Below are 16,467 nucleotides of genomic sequence, written 5' to 3'. Positions count from 1 at the left end.
GTCAGCGCGTCGGCCGTCAGGTCGACGGCACGAGAGTCGTCAGACAGAACGGGTGCCCCGCCGGATCGAGCAGCACACGCCACCGGTCCGGGGATGGCTGCTCGTCGGCAAGTCGTGCGCCGATGGCAAGCGCCTGAGCCTGTGCCACTTCAAGATCCTCGACCGCGAACTCTATGTGCACCTGCTGCGGGATGCCGCCCGTGGGCCATGTTGGGGGTCGATGGTCCGGGACCCGTTGCGCTGTGATCCAGACGGCCGGCCCCTTGACCGCGACGAAGTCCGCGCTGCTGAAGGCGATCTCGCCGCCGGTCAACGCGGCGTAGAACCGGGCCAACGGATGGGGCTCGGAGCAGTCCAGCGAGATCGCTGCCAGGCGTGCGACACCAGCCACCGTCTTTTTCCTCACCGAGTGCGACACCGAGTGCGACAGGCCGTCGCGTTCAGCGCGACGGGTACCCAAACGCTAGCATTAGCCACCGACAGTAAACGCCGAAGAGTGGGTGGCCACCGGCTGGAGGCAGCCCGCCCTGTACGGATTCCGCTCGGTGGTGCCGGTAACGTTGATCTGTGAGCGCCATCCTTGTCGCCAAGGGCCTGGCCGCCGGATACGGCGGGCGGGCGCTGTTCAGCCAACTCGATCTGGTCGTCAGCCCTGGTGATGTGATCGGGCTGGTCGGAGCGAACGGCGCGGGCAAGTCCACCCTGCTGCGCCTGCTTGCGGGCCTGGCCAGCCCCGAACACGGTACGGTCGGGCTCACCCCGCCGAGCGCCTCGGTGGGGTACCTGGCGCAGGAACCCGACCGGCATCCCGACGAGAGTGTGCACGCCTTCCTCGCCCGGCGTACCGGCGTGACCGACGCCCAGGGCCAACTGGACGCCGCATCGGTTGCCCTGTCCCGACAGGAGCCCGGTTCGGACGACAGCTACGCGACGGCGCTGGACCGCTGGCTGACCCTGGGAGCCGCCGACTTCGACGAACGCGCGGCGGTGGTGGCAGCCGACATCGGGCTCGCGATCGACCTGGCGATGCCGACAACGGCGCTGTCCGGTGGCCAGGCGGCGCGGGCGGGGCTCGCCGCACTGCTGCTCAGCAGGTTCGACCTCTTCCTGCTCGACGAACCGACCAACGACCTCGACCTCGACGGACTGGCCCGCCTGGAGGAGTTCGTCACGGGACTGCGGGCCGGTGTCGTGGTGGTCAGCCACGATCGGGAGTTCCTCGCCCGCACCGTCACCGGCGTGCTGGAGCTGGATCTCGCACAGCAACAGATCAGCTTCTTCGGCGGCGGTTATCAGGCCTACCTCGACGAACGGGAGGTGGCCCGGCGGCACACCCGGGAAGCCTACGAGCAGTACGCCGACCGCCGCGGCGCGCTGACCGAACGGGCCCAGACCCAACGGAGCTGGATGGACAAGGGCGTGCGGAACGCCCGCCGCAAGTCCACCGACAACGACAAGATCGGCCGAAACCTCCGTGGCGAGACGTCGGAGAAGCAGGCCGCCAAGGTCCGCCAGACCGAACGTCTGATCGAGCGCCTCGATGCCGTCCCCGAACCGCGCAAGGAATGGGACCTGCGGATGCAGATCGCGGCGGCTCCGCGCTCCGGGGCCGTGGTCGCCGTGCTGACCGACGCGGTCGTGCGTCGCGGCGACTTCACCCTGGGACCGGTGACCGCCCAGCTCGGCCGTGGCGACCGGGTGGCCATCACCGGGCCCAACGGGTCCGGGAAGTCGACGCTGCTGGCCGCGCTGCTCGGCCGGCGCCCGGTTGACCGCGGCCAGGCGTCGCTCGGTTCCGGGGTGCTGATCGGCGAGGTCGACCAGGCGCGTGGGCTGTTCGCGGTGGACGCTCCGGTTCTCGACGTCTTCGCCCGGTTGCTACCCGACCTGGTCACCGCCGACCTGCGCACCCTGCTGGCCAAGTTCGGTCTCCGGGCGGACCACATCAAGCGGGCGGCCGCCACCCTGTCGCCCGGCGAACGTACCCGGGCGGCACTGGCGCTGCTGCAGGCACGCGGGGTCAACCTGCTGGTGCTGGACGAGCCGACGAACCATCTCGACCTCCCCGCGATCGAACAGCTGGAGGCCGCGCTGGCCGGCTACACCGGCACCCTGCTTCTGGTCACCCATGACCGCCGGATGCTCCAGGCGGTCCATACCACCCGTCGGTGGCAGGTCAAGGCCGGCCAGGTCATCGAGGCGAGCGCCGGCTCGCCGATCCGTCAGGCACCATCGGACCTACCATGACGCTCGCCGACCAGCTGCCCGCAACGCCGGAACCCGACGACATCTTCGACGCGTTCACCGCGTGGACCCAAGGGCAGGGGCTCACCCTGTACCCCGCCCAGTCCGAGGCCCTCATCGAGATCGTGTCCGGTTCCAACGTCGTCGTGGCGACCCCGACCGGGTCCGGAAAGAGCCTCGTGGCCACCGGCGCCCATTTCGCCGCCATGGCCGCCAAGCAGCGCAGTTTCTACACCGCACCCATCAAGGCCCTGGTGTCGGAGAAGTTCTTCGCCCTGTGCGCCACGTTCGGAGCGAGCAGGGTCGGGATGCTGACCGGGGACGCCAGCGTCAACGAGAGTGCGCCCGTCATCTGCTGCACCGCCGAGATCCTGGCGAACATCGCCCTGCGGGACGGAGCCGGCGCCGACGTCGACCAGGTCGTGATGGACGAGTTCCACTTCTACGCCGACCCCGACCGAGGCTGGGCATGGCAGGTACCACTGCTGGAACTACCCCGCACGCAGTTCATCCTCATGTCGGCGACCCTGGGCGACGTGAGCCGGTTCGAAGCGGACCTCACCCGCCGGACCGGCCGCCCGACCGCGGTCGTCCGCTCCGCCGTACGTCCGGTGCCGCTTTATCACCATTACGTGCTCACCCCGCTGCACGAGACCCTCGAAGAGCTTCTCAACACCCATCAGGCACCCGTCTACGTCGTCCACTTCACCCAGGCGGCGGCGTTGGAACGGGCCCAGTCACTGATGAGCATCAACGTGTGCACCCGGGCGGAGAAGGACGCCATCGCCGAGATGATCGGCGGGTTCCGGTTCACGGCCGGGTTCGGTCGGACCCTGTCCCGCCTGGTCCGCCACGGCATCGGCGTCCACCATGCCGGGATGCTCCCCAAGTACCGGCGGCTGGTGGAGCTGCTCGCCCAGGCCGGACTCCTGAAGATCATATGTGGCACCGACACCCTCGGGGTCGGAATCAACGTACCGATCCGCACGGTCGTGTTCACCGCGCTGTCCAAGTACGACGGAACCCGGACCCGGCACCTGAGCGCCCGGGAGTTCCACCAGATCGCCGGCCGGGCCGGCCGGGCCGGCTATGACACGGTCGGCACCGTCGTCGTGCAGGCGCCCGAGCACACGGTGGACAACGAGCGTGCCCTGGCCAAGGCCGGTGATGACCCCAAGAAGCGACGAAAGATCGTCCGAAGGAAGCCGCCGGAGGGGTTCGTCTCCTGGGGTGTGCCGACGTTCGAGCGTCTGGTGGCCGCCGAGCCCGAACCCCTGACGTCGAGCTTCACTGTCAGCCACGCGATGCTGCTCAACGTGATCAACCGACCGGGCGACGCGTTCACCGGCATGCGGCACCTGCTCACCGACAACCACGAGAGCCGCCCCGCGCAGCGCCGCCACATCCGCCGGGCCATCGCGATCTACCGGGCGTTGCTCGCGGCCGGAATCGTCGAGAAACTCGCCACCCCGGACGAGACCGGTCGCACCGTGCGGGTCACCGTCGACCTTCAGCTCGACTTCGCCCTCAACCAGCCGCTGTCGCCCTTTGCGCTGGCCTCCCTGGACCTGCTCGACCGGGGCTCGCCAAGCTATCCGCTGGACGTTCTGTCCATCATCGAAGCCACCCTGGACAACCCACGCCAGGTCCTCTCCGCGCAGCAGTTCAAGGCCCGCGGGGAGGCCGTGGCCCAGATGAAGGCGGACGGCGTCGAGTACGAGCGACGCCTTGAGCTGCTCGACACGGTCACCTACCCCAAGCCGCTGGACGAGCTCCTCGGGGCCGCGTTCGCGATCTACCGACGCGGCCACCCGTGGGTCGACGACCACGAGCTCGCACCCAAATCGGTGGCCCGGGACATGTACGAGCGGGCCATGACCTTCGTCGAGTACGTCGGCTTCTACGGCCTGGCCCGATCCGAGGGCCTGCTGCTGCGCTACCTGGCCGACACCTTCAAGGCCCTGCGACAGACGGTGCCCGAGGACGCCCGGACCGAGGAGCTCACCGACCTGACCGAATGGCTCGGCGAACTGGTCCGGCAGGTCGACTCGAGCCTGTTCGACGAGTGGGAGAAGCTGCGCAATCCGACGCCGGAGGCGTCATCCGCTGCGATCGACGAGCGGCCGCCCGCGGTGACGGCCAACATCCGCGCATTCCGGGTCCTCGTGCGCAACGCCCTGTTCCGCCGGGTGGAGCTGGCCGCGCTGCGCCATTACGACGATCTCGGTGCCCTCGATGCCGACGCGGGCTGGGACCGCGAGCGATGGGCGGGGGCCCTGGAGCCGTACTTCGACCTGCACGGCGAGATCGGCACCGGCCCCGACGCCCGCGGACCGGGACTCCTCATCATCAACTCCGAACCCGGGCGCTGGACGCTCCGGCAGATCTTCGATGATCCGGCCGGCGACCACGACTGGGGCATCAGCGCCGAGGTGGACCTTGCCGCCTCGGACGAAGCCGGGGCGGCTGTCCTGCACATCACCGCAGTTGATCAACTGTAGTACGAACTGTAGGGCGGACTGTAGCGCGGGCGGATGACCGCGACCGGGCACACAGCGTGCTGGACGCACTGATCGCCGACCGAACCGAGGAGGAGCTCGGCGAAGCCGCCATGACCACGGGCGCCCACCACGAGCAACTGCGATGTCGTGGACTCCAGCAACAGCGCGCGGGCGGCGGAGTCGACGACCACCTCACTGCTGACACAGAGCTGCGGTGGAGCGTCCCGCAACCCCGTGGCCAGCGCATCGTCGAGCACATCGTTCGCATGATCGACAAGGGCCCGGCCGACGGATGCGAGAAAATCCGGATAGGGCGTGGACGCGACCGCCAGCGCATGTACCACCCGCAGCGGCACATCACGGTACGTCGCCTCACGAGCCGCCCACCGCAGGGCGGCCAACGACGATGGCGAACCATCCACGCCGACCGCCACCGGACGGCGGTCGCCGGGCACGCCAAAGCCCCGGCCGCGGACGACGACAGCCGGAACCTCGCCGTGGTCGACGACCGCCCGGCCCACCGTCCCGCCGAGCGAGCGGTGCAACAGACCGTGCTCGCGCGAGCCCACGACCAGCATCAACGCGTGCTTCGACGCTGCCAACAGGGCGAGCGGCGCGGGCTCGTGGACCACCCGCCGGACGATGTCGGGGGATGGGTCGCAGGCCGGGAGTCGACCAAGGGCCGTCTCGAGAACCGCAGCAGCCGCCGCCGTCAACCCATCACGATCCGCGGTGTGCACCTGTCGGTGGACGAGCCTGGGCTGGCCGTCCGCGGTCCATGCCAGCATGGCGGTCACCGACCGTCGATGCATGGCCGCGGTGTGCCAGGCCCACCGCAACGCCTCGACGGAACCCGGCGAGCCGTCCACGCCGACAACGATCCCTGGCAGATCCAGGATGCTACCGTCTGTCATCGCCGTCATCCCTACGTCCGACCGAGAACCCGTTGTGAGCGCCACTCGTTTTGATCATGAGGCCGAGGGCGGCCGGGTGCCGGAAGCATCCGGACACAGTGACGGAGACGTCGGACGGAGACGTCGGACGGAGACGTCGGACGGAGACGTCGGACGGAGACGTCGGACGGAGACGTCGGACGGAGACGTCGGACGGAGACGTCGGACGGAGACGGGAACCCCTACCCGGACTCGCGCGACGCGACTGTCGGGCTACCCGGGTGTCGTACTACCCGGTGGTGCTCGGGGTGGACGCGCGCACCATTGCCCGGACCTGCATAAGCGCGAATCCGAGAAGATTGCGTCCCGGCCAGGCCGACGGAACCTGTGCCCGGGCGTCGTCGGCGGCCAGACCGATCCCCCACACCCGGTCCAACGGACTCGCCTCCACCAGCACCCGCTCGCCGGTGCCGAGCAGATAGTTACGCAACGGCGGATGCTGGCCGAACTTCGCGACGTTGCCCTGGACCACGATGTCAAAGGAGCACTCGCTCCACACGGTCTCATCGAAGCCGCGCACCTGCCGGCCGTGCTTCTTCGCGGCGGCCGGATCGGCGGTGGCAAGAACCGCCCGAGCCGCGGTCACGTCGCCGAACAGCCGGGCCTTGCGTTCCATCATGAAATGCTCAGCCGTCGGATAACGCAGGCCGTCAACAGTGAACGCGGAGGGCCACCACTGACTCAGACAGCCCACGCCGACGCCACGGCCGCCGCCACGCGGTGGATGGTGCCCCCAGAAGAACAGAAAATCCAGAGCGTGCCCGGTCTGTTCCAGCAGGACCAGATCCTCAACCTGACAGGCGCTTGCCGGGATGCTCACGGGCTGATGGTCGCATGAGTTGCCTCACCTCCAACAGCATTCCCACCAGTGCCCCGGCGACTGCGGCCTCCGGGCGCGCGATCTGACGATCGTGGCGCGCCCTTTGGCCCACCAGCCGAAGCATCCAGAGCGTCGCCGGGCTGGGACGGCGCTTCATCGGGGCGGACCCCTGGCCGACGATCACGTTGCGTCGCCGACCCTCGCGCCGGACGTTCGGCGCGAGGGCGCGGTACCGACGGCAGGAACAGGGCCACGATCTGCAAATCACATGACAACTGCATCGGTATGACCTTCGTCAGAAAGACCCTTGCCCACCTGGACGATCTTTGCCGGAAGACCCCTGTTACGGACTTGTCATCGTGAGCACGTGTCGTTGACCCAGTCGGCGAGCTGTCCCCGCAGGTTGATCTCCCCCGGGTTCCGCGAGACACGGTCGGCGATTCCGCGGATGTTCTCGTCCGGTGCAAGATCACGAACGACAAGGGCCACCAACCGCGCGGTCTGCGCGCTCGAACGGACGTCGGCCGACCGTGCATCGATCTGGGCGCAGACCGCGTCGGTACCGGCCTGCTTGGTCTCTTTCGACACCGAGCCGCAGCCGACCAGTCCGACGAGCACCGCCACCGCGAGCACCGCCACCACGAGCGCCGGCCCTGTCACCGGTAAGAACCGGGTGCGGTTGCGAGCCACGGTCGGCCTCCCTCCGGGCGTTCGGCACCTCGGGCGCAACGGGCGCATCGGGTACGCCGCCTACATCCGCCGATACCTGCTGACGCTATCGCCCGTGCCGGCGCATCCGGGCCGACCACACCGATCCACAACAGTCCGGTTGAGGACACCGCCCCAACCGGGGACAGCACCAGCCGGCTAACGTCGGACCGTGCGGGTAGCGACGTGGAACATCAACTCGGCGAAGGCACGCCAGGCTCGTCTGATCGAATGGTTGGACCGGGTCCAGCCGGACGTGGTCTGCCTCCAGGAGACCAAGCTCGCCGATGACGCATTCCTCGAGCTCTTCGATGAAGATCTCTTCCGGCGCGGCTACACCGTCGCACATCACGGAAACGGCCGGTGGAACGGTGTAGCGATCTTCTCGCGGGTCGGCCTGGGCGACGTCGAACGCGGGCTCGCCGATGGTCCCGGCTTCCCGGAGCCAGAACCTCGGGCACTGGCCGCGACGTGTGGCGGCATCCGGGTCTGGTCGCTTTATGTGCCCAACGGCCGGGCGCTGGACGATCCGCACTACGCCTACAAGATCACATGGCTCGCCGCGCTGCGGGCATGCCTGGAAAAGGCCCTGGCGACCACGCCGGTACTCGCCTGCGGTGATTTCAACGTCGCTCCCACCGACGCCGACGTGTGGGACCCGGCCGACTTCGTCGACGCCACCCACGTCACCGACGCCGAACGCCAGGCCCTGCGAGGACTGACCGACCTCGGCCTGGTGGACCTCACGCGCGCACGGTGGCCGGACGAACAGGTCTTCACCTATTGGGACTACCGGTCGCTGATGTTCCCCAAGAACAAGGGCATGCGCATCGATCTCGCCCTTGCCAGCGCTCCGGTTGCCGAGCGGGTACGGGCGATCTGGGTGGACCGGGCGGCCCGCAAGGGTGCGGGCACCTCGGACCACGCGCCGGTGGTCGTCGACATCGACGAGGCACCCGACGGCGACATCGGCCCGATGGTCCCGCCTCCCTCACCCCGCGCACAGCGCAAGCCGACCGGGGCTGACCGGGGCTGACCGGCTGGCGAGACCCTCGCGGTCGGCCCGCAGGCGGTGAGCAGGTCGCGGGTCAGCCCGCCTGTACCCCGCCAGCCGTCCGCGCCTGGGTGGCCACGCGCGGCTCGGCAGCTGACGCTGCCGGCGCGTCCGCCGGGTCGCTGGACAGATCGCGTTGCGGCGCGCCGGCGATGACCGGGATACGCCTGCCGCGACCGACCGTCATAGCGCCGGCAAGCCGCACCGACAGGACGCCGTTGTCGTAGGTTGCGGAAATCTGGTCCGCGCCGACGCCGTCCGGCAGGTTGAACTCACGCTGGAAGCCGCCATGGCGCCGTTCCCGTAGCACGACCGTACGACCGTCATCGGGATGGCCGTCGCCCGCGCGGGCCTCGGTCCGTTCCCCACGGACGACCAGGCGGCCCCGCTCCAGCTCGACCGTGACGTCCCTGTCGACGTCAACTCCGGGAAGCTCCAGCTGTACGACGATGTCATCCCCATCGGTGACGACATCGGCCGCGGGGACGAAACCGGTGCGAGCCATCCGCGTCCGGTCAGGGGCACCCCAGGTACGACGGACGATCTCGTCGAACTCCCGGTCCAGACGTCCGAACGCGGTGAACGGATCCCACAGGTAGGCGGTCATGACTTCTCCCTTCAAGGGCGGTCCCTGTCACGCTCGATCCCCACACGGATCGGGCTCGTGTCATAGTTGTTGAGCCTAACAGACTCAAACTTATGACGGAACTGGGAAGCAGTCTCGGTCCAGTAGCTGTGCTCCGGACCGACGGTCACCTACCCACAGCCTCCCGTGCACCTGCTCGACGGTTGACTTTCCGCCGGGCAGGCGCGAGCCGGCGCTCGCCGGCGGGAGACGACTCCACCCCCACCAGGCGATGTGAGGGTCCGGCCCGGTGACATGCCTGTCGTCGACGCCGCGCGCTACCCCGGCTCGTGGTCGGCCTGCCTCGGCGAGCCGGACCGGACGAGCGCGGCTCGCTACCGTGCGTCCGCGTAGCTGACGTTGATCGTCGTGAAACCCAGCGCGCTGAACAGACCTCGCAGCATTCCAGTGGTATTGCGTTGGGCCAGGGTCAGGACGGAACCATCGGCCTTCGCCGCCTGTGTCATCCGGTCCGCGGCTACCACATAGAGGTCGCGATCATCGCTGGCGCTGCCGGTGAGAAAGCCACCGATCCGGTCCAGCACGCCTTTTTGGCGTGCCACGACGTAACTGCGTTCCGGATCAACCCGCGGTTCCGACAGCGTCGGCGCGGGCAGGTGGACCGACACCGTCCGCCGGTCTTCGGAGACCGTCACCGCGTCCGCACCGAGCTTTCCGAAATCGACCATGGAGTCGACACTGCCGACACCCACAAACAAGGTCCGCTCGCCACGCAACGTGGCCGGTATGAACCTGGTCTCATCCGCCAGATCAACCACCACTTCAAAATGGGCGCTGGCCGCGTGGTACTCGCTGAGATCGGTCAGGGAGCGCAGCACCGCGGGCGAACTGCGGTCGATCCTCTCCTGACCGAACGGATTGGTCAGCGACGGCCGCCAGCCGCTGACGAACCCGATGCCGGCGAGAACCAGTACGGCACCGACGAGGATGAGAAACAGCCGCGCGACACCAAGGCGGACCCGCAGCAGCGCGACGAAACCCGACCTGATACCGGACCCGATGCCGGACCTTTCACTCATGGCAACGTTTGTACCCGCAAACGACCATCTGCACCCGCAGTCCGGCTGCAAGATGATCCGACATCACCGACCCGACCCCGTCCGGCCCGCGCCGCCGGGCCCGTACCGGTCCGACGGTGGACGAGCAGCGGGCACGAGAACCCCGCCGTCGCCGGACCCGCTCGCATCCGTCCGCGCAAGAATGATCGCGGTCCGGTCGTCGCTCGGACGTCCGGGAGCGTGCGCGCGGACGGCTTCGAAAACCGCGTCGAGCAGGTCCTGCGGACCCCGCGAAGGGACCCGCAGGATCTCCGCGACCAACCGGTCCTCGCCGAACTGCTCACCCTTTTCGTTGCGGGCCTCGATGAGGCCGTCGGTGTAGATGAACAGAGCGTCGCCGGGCTGTAGCCGAATGGTCGCGGTCGCCCAGGCGCCCGGGGCCGCCAGCAGGCTGGACACCAGCGGCCCAATGGCGGTGAGCGTGACGACATCAGCGGTCGACGATTCCCCCGGCGGAGTCGCCGAGAGCTCTCCTGCTCGGCCGGGGCGGCCCCCAGACCGGCCGGATCGGCCCCGTCTGTCCGGCGGCGATCCCCGATCGGGCGGCGACCCCGGATCGGGCCGGGATCCCGGATCACGAACAGGCCCCGGATCGGGCGGCGACCCCGGCGGCTCCGCGCGAACCGCCCCGACCGGCGTCGCCGATACAGCCGGAAGCCCGACGGCAGGGACCCCGACGGCAGGGACCCCGACGCCGGCCAACAGCTCGACCGCCGGGCCGGACCGGCGCAGCAGAAGCCCCTGCGGATGGCCGGCGTTGGCATATTCGACCGTCCCGGTCGCCGGGTCGACCACCGCGACCACGGCCGTGGCGAAGACCTCGTCGGTCTCGCCCAGATTGTCCACGACCCACTCGATGGCAGCTCCGGGGTCGGACACCCCGCCGGTCAGTGCCGCGCCCAGCAGCTGTTTGAGCCGCAGCGCGTACACACCAGCCGCCGACCCGTGGCCGGACACATCGCCCACGACCACCCCGACCCGGCCGCCGGGCAGGTCCACCGAATCGAACCAGTCGCCGGCCAGCTCCCCCTCGGCCGGGTCGACCCGACCGCGCACGACCAGCCCGGACGCGTGCAGAGTGGACGGGGTGAGCGCGTCACGCAGGGCAACCACGGCGGGTCCCTCCTGAGCGAGCGCCTCCCAGAGCCGGTCGTTCTGCCGGACGAGGCGTACCAGCTGCGCCCGCATCGTCTCAACGTTGCCGGCAAGATCGACCAGCTCCTTGGGCCCGACCGCGGGGATACGGGTGTCATAACGTCCGGCAGCGACCGCGTTGACCGCCCTACGCAGCGAGGCGATCGGCCGCAGGAGCCAGCGACGTGCGACAACACTCAGCGTGACCACGATGACCGCGACCAGGAACACCGCTGTACCCAGTGAACTGAGCAACAGGTCCTGGGCGCCGGCGACCCGACCGACGGTGGATGTCTGCTCCTGGGAAATCGCGATCTCAAGACTGGTCACATCGGCGCGCAGTGCGCTCAGCCGGGTCCGGGCCGTCGAGGACCTCTCGACATCGCGGGCAGCCGCAACAGCACCGTCCCGCATCGCCGCAAGTTCCGGCCGTGCCACGTCCGAGCGCCACGCCTGGTATGCCCCGGCGACGCCGTGCAGCTGGGTGACCAACGTGGCCTGGCCATCCAGGAGCATCTCCAGGCGCGCATAGTGCACCGGGATCAACTTGCCGGCCTCGTCGAACGAGTCGAGGAAGGAGCGATCCTCGGTGATCAGATACCCGCGAACGCTGCTCTCCTGATCGACGTAGTCGGCCAGGAGCATGGCCGCTGTGGTCGCGGCGGGATCCAGTCGGTTGCCCCGTTCGGCGGTGGCATGGTTGGCCCGGACCGCGGAGTAAACCGCTACCCCGAGGGTGGCGACGCCCACGACCAGAGCCAGTGCCGCCATCGCCCGGATACCCCGGCGCAGACCCGCCGCCTCGGCCACGGTGACTCCCTCCGATCCCCGAAGCCCTTGCCGCCTCGATGTCGGGCTCACCGCATTGTCACCCAACGCGATGACGGCATGGCGCGCAGCCGGGCGCTCGGACGCCCCGCCGAGCCTCCCGGCGGCGCGTGCCATCCGCCAGCCCGGCCGGGTCCCGACCCGATCCGGTGGTTGGACCATGACTGAAGATCTTTTTCATGGAGAGTTAATGATCGTCACCACTCACAACGCTTCTCCATCCGTTACGCTCTGTTCGGTCAACGTCCGCCGACCGGGAGACCGTGCCACACGAAGCCAACACCAGAGGTCAGCCAAGCACCGAGCATCGTCCAGCGCCGGGAATCATCCAGCGCAGACAACCAAGGAGGCAATCACGTAATGACTGCGGAGACTCCGGCGAGGCCACCGCGGATGCGGATACGATCACGACGGCAGACTCGCACGGACCTGCCGCAGCCTCCCCCTGACGCTGCCATCTGGAGCCAGGGGCTCACCAAGCAGTACGGCACCCGACGGTCGGTGGACCGGCTGAACCTGCACGTCCCCACCGGGGCATTGTCGGGCTTCGTCGGGCCCAACGGAGCCGGCAAGACCACCACTCTGCGAATGCTTCTCGGGCTGATCCGGCCCAGCGAGGGCCACGCTTTCGTGCTCGGGCACCCCATCGGCAATCCCGCGGCCTATCTCCCCCGGGTCGGCGCGATGATCGAGGGGCCGACCTTCCACCCCGGTCTCAGCGGGCGCGCCAATCTCCTCCTGCTGGCCCGCCTGCGCCGGCTCGGTCCGGACCGGGTCACCGAGACCTTGGACCTGGTCGGCCTGACCACCCGGGCCGACGACCGATTCTCCACCTACTCGCTGGGTATGAAGCAGCGATTGGGAATCGCAGCCGCGCTGTTGCCGAACCCCGAACTCCTGATCCTCGACGAACCGACCAACGGGCTCGACCCAGCGGGCATCCGGGAGGTCAGGAGCCTGCTCAAGGACCTCGCCGGAGCGCGGATGACGGTTTTCGTGTCCAGTCACCTACTGTCCGAAGTCGAACAGATCTGCGACCACCTGGTCATGATCCGTTCCGGTCGGCTGCTCTTCCAGGGCCACGTGACCGACCTGCTTGCCGCCGAGGAACCACGGCTCGTGCTGACCCCCGAACATGCGGGAGACACCGAACGCCTCGCCGCTCTGCTGCGCGACCACGGCCTGCAGGTCGACCCGCCGCAAGGGTCCTCGATCGGATCGGTCAGCGTGCACGCCCCCGAGGCGGTAGCCGCGAACCTCAACAAAATCGCCATGAAAGCGGGAATCACTCTGCGCGCGCTGACCGCCTACCGTCCTACGCTGGAGGAGACCTTCCTGGTCGCAACAGGCGGGGTCGACGGCGATCTGATCCCGCGTAGCCGCAGCTCACCGGACGCCTCGGTACCGGCATCAGTGGACGGCTCAGTGGACGGCTCAGTGGACGGCTCAGCGGACGCATCGATAGCTGCCTCGGGCGGATTTCGCATCTCCGCCATGCCCGCCCCGGACGTGCCCGGATGTGCGTCGTGACCCCGATGTTCCGGGCCGAATGGGTCAAGCTCGGTCGCCCGCGGTTCTTCTTCGGGACGCTCGCCGCCATCGGCGCCGTCGCGGCGCTCGGCGCCGTGTTGACCATGCTGTCGGTCGGGCACAAGGACTACGACGGCGTGCCGGTCACGGCAGCCGCACTGGCCGCTCCGGACGGGGTCATGCAGGGGTTGGAAGCCGTCAGCATCCTGCTCGGTGTGACGGCCCTCGCCGTCACAGCCGCTGTTATCGGCGGTGACTTCACCCATGGAACGCTGCGTAACCAACTCATCGCCCATCCCTACCGGCTTCGCCTGCTCGCGGGCAAATGCCTGGCCCTGGCGGCCTTCGTCACCGTGATGGTCACCGCGGCCACGGTCGTGGCCGCCGCCGCATCGTTCGCGATCGCGCCCGCGACGGGCGTGGGTACCGCTGCCTGGCACAGCACAGCCGGCCTGGTCGAGATCGGCAAGGGATACCTGAACGTGCTCGCGGCGTCGCTGGGATACGCGACCATAGGCGTCCTGGTCGGGGTGGTGTTCCGCTCCCCTGCTGCCGCGGTGTCGGTGGGGCTGGCATACGCCCTGCCGCTGGAGATGCTCGTATCGCGGATCTGGAGCCCGGCGGCAGCCTGGCTGCCGGCCCGGCTCATGGACACCTTCGCCGCAGGCGCGCACGGATATCACATCGCCTACTCCGCGGCCGGCCTCCGGATTCTCGTCTTCTGCGTGGCCGCGGTACTGGTCGCCGCCGGGCTGTTCAAGCACCGTGACATGACGTCCTGACCAGTCCCAGGGCTGACCCAGGGCTGACTCAGGACAGCAGGGCACGCAGGTCGACGCGCATCAGCCACTGGTCGAGCTTGAACGGCGGGTACGGCCACGGGATGGCGTCGAGTACCAACTGGTTGACGGGAAGCCACATCACCCCGCGGTGCGCGTCGACGGCGCCCCGCCGGACGCCGATGTATCGGGTGGATGGACGGCGTAGTCCACCCAGGCCGATGTCCAGCGGCCGACCCATGGTGAAGGTCATGTCCCGGCCCCGACCCGACGGTCGGACAACCTGCACCACGCCGTCGAGCCCGGCGAGCACAACCGCCCCGCTGGTCGGGTCGAGAACGATGCTGCGGACGAGACCGCCGGTATCGGTGCCCGAAACGAAGTACTCCGGCGGGTTCAGCGCCCCCCAGCTCTGCGCCCCCCAGCCGTCGACCGCCGGCGTCCGGCTGACCAGGCCACGCTCGCTGCCAATCTTGGGGTAGACGGCGAGCGTCGCGGCGCGCAGTCCGTCCGCCCTGGTGCGGGCGACGTACAGGGTGCCGTTCGCGTCGAAACAGGCGGTCTCCATCCGCGAGTCGTCCGCGGCGGCACGCACCGGGACGCTGCGCGGGGTGATCGTCCCAAGCTCCCGGCGCCCGGCGCCCGCGGCATAGGAGAACTCCTGGATGGGGAACGCGACGACCTTGTCGTCCAATGTCCGACAGTCAGCGATCAGCACAAAACGCTCGTCGCCGGCCCGGCTCGTCGGATCGGCGACAACCTCGCGGGGGCTCACCACCACCGGCACGCCGAAGACCCGGACCTCCGGGTACTGCCAGGTGGCGCGCACCCGGCCCGCGGTGTCGACGACCAACAGCGCGCCCTGGGCGGTGCCGAGGGTGCTGGCGCCGAAGTACTGCGCGATCACCAGGTGACCAGTGTCCGGGAGTCTGCTGATCGCCGCCGGGCCGCGTGACCACCTCGGTCCGCCGCTGCCCTCACGCGGGAATGCGCTCGCGGCCGCGCCGGGCGGCGCGGTCGCGGCGAGCTGGTCCGTCGTCCACGAGCCGGCCGGGTCGTAACGCCACGGTCGTCCCCGCGCCGGGCGGCGGATCTGCCCGAGCGCCGGTAGCTGGCCGTAGACAGCCGTGTCCCAGCCGAAGTAGGACACGGCCGAGACGAACACCACCCGTTCGTCAGGCCCTGAACCGATCACGGTCACATCGGCCACATCAGCTCCGCCGACACCGCGAAACCCCGGCTCGGCGCGTGGCAGCTCGGTACGCCCCGTGCTTGACGGTACGACCAGGCGGGTGAAACTCGCCGGACCCGGTTCGAACACCGCCAGCTCCATGCCCGACCCGGTCGGCTCCGCCTGGTTGTCCGAGAAGGGTGTAGTGGCGGTGACGACCGTCCCGTCGGAGGTGACGGTCGACATGTAGGCGGCCTGGCCGGGCCCGAAACCCCAGCCTGGAACATCCACTGTGGCAACCGGGACGCCCCCGGCGTGGTCCCCGAAACTGTCGGGCGCACCGAAGAGCACAAGCGCGTCGGACGAAACGACTCGCCGCGAGCCACCCACCAGCTTCGCGATTCCCGTGGCGGCGAGAGCGCCGAGACCGGTCGCCGCCGCACCGACCACGATCCGACGGCGGGTCGTGCCTCGCTGCCTCCCACCGGACGCGCCAGGATCGGTTTCCGGGGGCGCGGGCACGGGTGCCGCCACCGGGGCGGGCACGGCCCCGGGAAGGACAGCCGGGATGACCCCATCGGCAGCAACTGCGGGAGCGGGCAGGGAGGGTGCGGAGGTCCGCCCCGGGGAGGTCACGACCAGCCCAGGCATGCCGGCCACCCGATCACCGCCGCCGCCATGCCCCGCACCATGCCCCGCACCATGCCCCGCGCCCGGACCGGCCCCCTGGCCCGGATCACCGGATACATCCTCACCATGCCCAGGGCCTCCGAGCGCGCGGACAGAACCATGATCGAGCGCCGGTTGGCCACTGGGCGAGGGCGGATGGTCCCCCGGTACGGATTTCCGACGCATGAGTCCTAGTCTCCGATGAAGACCGGGCCGTGGATGGTCAGGATCAAAAAAACAGCGGGGTGACCTACCGCTCGCGGGCAGGACTACCGAACAGGGCCGCGGGACCACCGGACAGAGCCGCGGGCCGCGGCGCGCGTTGCGCCGGCGCCTGCGCCGCGGACACGTCGACGGGCTCGTGGCCGCCGG

General features: G+C 69.4%; 13 protein-coding genes. 5 read left to right on the top strand and 8 right to left on the bottom strand.

Going from position 1 to position 16,467, the window contains the following annotated elements:
- Positions 1–16: 16 nt before the first annotated feature.
- Positions 17–391 carry a VOC family protein gene (locus tag U9983_RS20460; RefSeq protein WP_322755585.1) on the bottom strand — a complete coding sequence of 125 codons (375 nt, stop codon included), beginning with the start codon at positions 389–391 and terminating at the stop codon, positions 17–19.
- Between the two features lie 176 nt (positions 392–567).
- On the opposite strand from U9983_RS20460, the gene U9983_RS20455 reads away from it, so the two are divergent.
- Together U9983_RS20455 and U9983_RS20450 are read left to right on the top strand one after the other, a co-directional pair.
- A complete protein-coding gene (locus U9983_RS20455) occupies positions 568–2,247 on the top strand; it encodes an ABC-F family ATP-binding cassette domain-containing protein (protein ID WP_322755584.1) in 1,680 nt (559 codons plus the stop codon).
- Positions 2,244–4,745 carry a DEAD/DEAH box helicase gene (locus U9983_RS20450; protein WP_322755583.1) on the top strand — a complete coding sequence of 834 codons (2,502 nt, stop codon included), beginning with the start codon at positions 2,244–2,246 and terminating at the stop codon, positions 4,743–4,745. The genes U9983_RS20455 and U9983_RS20450 overlap by 4 nt, the downstream gene beginning before the upstream one ends.
- Here the strand turns inward: U9983_RS20450 and U9983_RS20445 are convergent.
- From U9983_RS20445 to U9983_RS20435, 3 genes are all read right to left on the bottom strand, one after another.
- Positions 4,736–5,659: a universal stress protein gene (locus U9983_RS20445; protein ID WP_322755582.1), complete on the bottom strand. Its 924-nt coding sequence runs from the start codon at positions 5,657–5,659 to the stop codon at positions 4,736–4,738. The two genes, U9983_RS20450 and U9983_RS20445, sit on opposite strands and share 10 nt — an antisense overlap.
- A gap of 268 nt (positions 5,660–5,927) precedes the next feature.
- Positions 5,928–6,512: an NADAR family protein gene (locus U9983_RS20440; RefSeq protein WP_416211461.1), complete on the bottom strand. Its 585-nt coding sequence runs from the start codon at positions 6,510–6,512 to the stop codon at positions 5,928–5,930.
- A 360-nt stretch (positions 6,513–6,872) separates the two neighbouring features.
- Entirely contained in the window at positions 6,873–7,208 is a 336-nt protein-coding gene (locus tag U9983_RS20435) for a hypothetical protein (RefSeq protein ID WP_322755580.1), read from the bottom strand.
- A 190-nt stretch (positions 7,209–7,398) separates the two neighbouring features.
- On the opposite strand from U9983_RS20435, the gene U9983_RS20430 reads away from it, so the two are divergent.
- Positions 7,399–8,262, top strand: a complete 864-nt coding sequence (locus tag U9983_RS20430; RefSeq protein WP_322755579.1) for an exodeoxyribonuclease III — start codon at positions 7,399–7,401, stop codon at positions 8,260–8,262.
- 52 nt (positions 8,263–8,314) lie between these two features.
- On the opposite strand, the gene U9983_RS20425 is transcribed toward U9983_RS20430, so the two are convergent.
- From U9983_RS20425 to U9983_RS20415, 3 genes are all read right to left on the bottom strand, one after another.
- A complete protein-coding gene (locus tag U9983_RS20425; protein WP_322755578.1) occupies positions 8,315–8,887 on the bottom strand; it encodes an Hsp20/alpha crystallin family protein in 573 nt (190 codons plus the stop codon).
- Positions 8,888–9,240: 353 nt separating this feature from the next.
- Positions 9,241–9,945 (bottom strand): DUF4230 domain-containing protein, encoded by a 705-nt coding sequence (locus U9983_RS20420; RefSeq protein WP_322755577.1) that lies wholly within the window; start codon positions 9,943–9,945, stop codon positions 9,241–9,243.
- A 63-nt stretch (positions 9,946–10,008) separates the two neighbouring features.
- Positions 10,009–12,108, bottom strand: a complete 2,100-nt coding sequence (locus U9983_RS20415) for a SpoIIE family protein phosphatase (protein ID WP_322755576.1) — start codon at positions 12,106–12,108, stop codon at positions 10,009–10,011.
- A 198-nt stretch (positions 12,109–12,306) separates the two neighbouring features.
- Here U9983_RS20415 and U9983_RS20410 point away from each other — a divergent pair, with 198 nt between their 5' ends.
- Positions 12,307–13,476: an ATP-binding cassette domain-containing protein gene (locus U9983_RS20410; protein ID WP_322755575.1), complete on the top strand. Its 1,170-nt coding sequence runs from the start codon at positions 12,307–12,309 to the stop codon at positions 13,474–13,476.
- A complete protein-coding gene (locus tag U9983_RS20405; protein ID WP_322755574.1) occupies positions 13,464–14,258 on the top strand; it encodes an ABC transporter permease subunit in 795 nt (264 codons plus the stop codon). The genes U9983_RS20410 and U9983_RS20405 overlap by 13 nt, the downstream gene beginning before the upstream one ends.
- A gap of 28 nt (positions 14,259–14,286) precedes the next feature.
- Here the strand turns inward: U9983_RS20405 and U9983_RS20400 are convergent, their stop codons facing one another.
- Positions 14,287–16,077 carry a hypothetical protein gene (locus tag U9983_RS20400; protein WP_322755573.1) on the bottom strand — a complete coding sequence of 597 codons (1,791 nt, stop codon included), beginning with the start codon at positions 16,075–16,077 and terminating at the stop codon, positions 14,287–14,289.
- Positions 16,078–16,467: the final 390 nt, after the last annotated feature.

The sequence above is a fragment of the Protofrankia sp. Cas3 genome (assembly GCF_963555955.1).
Lineage (GTDB): Bacteria > Actinomycetota > Actinomycetes > Frankiales > Frankiaceae > Protofrankia.
This window is presented reverse-complemented; position numbering and strand designations above follow the sequence as displayed.

Bases quoted from the DNA above. Each gene is read 5' to 3' on its own strand.
- U9983_RS20420 (WP_322755577.1), bottom strand. From the start codon at position 9,945: ATGAGTGAAAGGTCCGGCATCGGGTCCGGTATCAGGTCGGGTTTCGTC.
- U9983_RS20445 (WP_322755582.1), bottom strand. From the start codon at position 5,659: ATGACAGACGGTAGCATCCTGGATCTGCCAGGGATCGTTGTCGGCGTG.
- U9983_RS20405 (WP_322755574.1), top strand. From the start codon at position 13,464: ATGTGCGTCGTGACCCCGATGTTCCGGGCCGAATGGGTCAAGCTCGGT.
- U9983_RS20415 (WP_322755576.1), bottom strand. From the start codon at position 12,108: ATGGTCCAACCACCGGATCGGGTCGGGACCCGGCCGGGCTGGCGGATG.
- U9983_RS20400 (WP_322755573.1), bottom strand. From the start codon at position 16,077: ATGCCTGGGCTGGTCGTGACCTCCCCGGGGCGGACCTCCGCACCCTCC.
- U9983_RS20410 (WP_322755575.1), top strand. From the start codon at position 12,307: ATGACTGCGGAGACTCCGGCGAGGCCACCGCGGATGCGGATACGATCA.
- U9983_RS20425 (WP_322755578.1), bottom strand. From the start codon at position 8,887: ATGACCGCCTACCTGTGGGATCCGTTCACCGCGTTCGGACGTCTGGAC.
- U9983_RS20450 (WP_322755583.1), top strand. From the start codon at position 2,244: ATGACGCTCGCCGACCAGCTGCCCGCAACGCCGGAACCCGACGACATC.